Raw genomic sequence first — 1,148 nt, forward strand, 5'->3', positions numbered from 1 at the left:
GACGACGAGGTTGATAGGTTCGAGGTGGAAGTGCGGCAACGTATGCAGCTGACGAATACTAATCGGTCGAGGGCTTAACCTAATATAGGGATCTTTAATCGTAGATTAAAGTCTCTCAGTTTCAAATCTAAGAAATCCTAACTTTACGCACGTTTCGTATCTAGTTTTCAAGGCGCAAACCACGCTTTGACTGTTTGGTGATGATGGCGGAGGGGACCCACGCGTTCCCATCTCGAACACGACCGTTAAGCCCTCCAGCGTCGATGGTACTTGAACCGCAGGGTTCTGGGAGAGTAGAACGTTGCCAAGCAGTTTACCCCTAGTGGGTATTTTTTTTGCTACCCTGTACGTGCTTATCCTATAGGGGCCCTTAGCTCAGCTGGTTAGAGCGCACCCCTGATAAGGGTGAGGTCGGTGGTTCGAGTCCACTAGGGCCCATCAACTATTATATAATCATCAACAGTTATGGGGCCATAGCTCAGCTGGGAGAGCGCCTGCCTTGCAAGCAGGAGGTCAGCGGTTCGATCCCGCTTGGCTCCACCAAATGTTCCCTGATAGCTCAGTTGGTAGAGCACTCGACTGTTAATCGAGTTGTCACAGGTTCGAGTCCTGTTCGGGGAGTACCTTTCTAGGAGAAGTGTCCGAGCGGCCGAAGGAGCACGATTGGAAATCGTGTAGGCGTCACAAGCGTCTCGAGGGTTCGAATCCCTCCTTCTCCGTCTCATTTCATATAGCAGTTTGATTTCTTGGCGGCGTAGCTCAGCTGGCTAGAGCGTACGGTTCATACCCGTAAGGTCGGGGGTTCGAGCCCCTCTGCCGCTATTAATTAAATTGGAGAGATACCCAAGTGGCTATAAGGGGACCCTCTGCTAAGGGGTTAGACTGCGTAAGTGGTGCGAGGGTTCGAATCCCTCTCTCTCCGCCAGTAATTTCTCATAAGGCCCGTTGGTCAAGTGGTTAAGACACCTCCCTTTCACGGAGGTAACAGGGGTTCGAGTCCCCTACGGGTCACCAACTAATTTATCCCATGGAGGCTTAGCTCAGCTGGGAGAGCATCTGCCTTACAAGCAGAGGGTCGGCGGTTCGATCCCGTCAGCCTCCACCATATATCCCTTTAACGGGGACCATGAAACTTATATGCTTATTGA

8 tRNA genes and 2 rRNA genes are annotated in these 1,148 nt (G+C 51.5%); all 10 read left to right on the forward strand.

Annotation, left to right across the window (positions count from 1 at the left end):
• Positions 1-82: ribosomal RNA gene (locus tag IEY34_RS36140) — 23S ribosomal RNA — on the forward strand; the annotation flags it as partial.
• Between the two features lie 111 nt (positions 83-193).
• Positions 194-310, forward strand: a 5S ribosomal RNA gene (gene rrf / locus IEY34_RS36145).
• 54 nt (positions 311-364) lie between these two features.
• Positions 365-438, forward strand: a tRNA-Ile gene (locus IEY34_RS36150).
• A 29-nt stretch (positions 439-467) separates the two neighbouring features.
• Positions 468-543 (forward strand) — tRNA-Ala (locus tag IEY34_RS36155).
• A 5-nt stretch (positions 544-548) separates the two neighbouring features.
• Positions 549-621: transfer RNA gene (locus tag IEY34_RS36160), tRNA-Asn, on the forward strand.
• Between the two features lie 10 nt (positions 622-631).
• Positions 632-719: transfer RNA gene (locus IEY34_RS36165), tRNA-Ser, on the forward strand.
• Positions 720-748: 29 nt separating this feature from the next.
• Positions 749-822 (forward strand) — tRNA-Met (locus IEY34_RS36170).
• Between the two features lie 11 nt (positions 823-833).
• Positions 834-925: transfer RNA gene (locus tag IEY34_RS36175), tRNA-Ser, on the forward strand.
• 14 nt (positions 926-939) lie between these two features.
• Positions 940-1,014: transfer RNA gene (locus IEY34_RS36180), tRNA-Glu, on the forward strand.
• A 15-nt stretch (positions 1,015-1,029) separates the two neighbouring features.
• A tRNA-Val gene (locus tag IEY34_RS36185) sits at positions 1,030-1,105 on the forward strand.
• Positions 1,106-1,148: the final 43 nt, after the last annotated feature.

Source organism: Paenibacillus marchantiophytorum (genome assembly GCF_014640555.1).
In the GTDB taxonomy this organism is placed as follows: domain Bacteria; phylum Bacillota; class Bacilli; order Paenibacillales; family NBRC-103111; genus Paenibacillus_E; species Paenibacillus_E marchantiophytorum.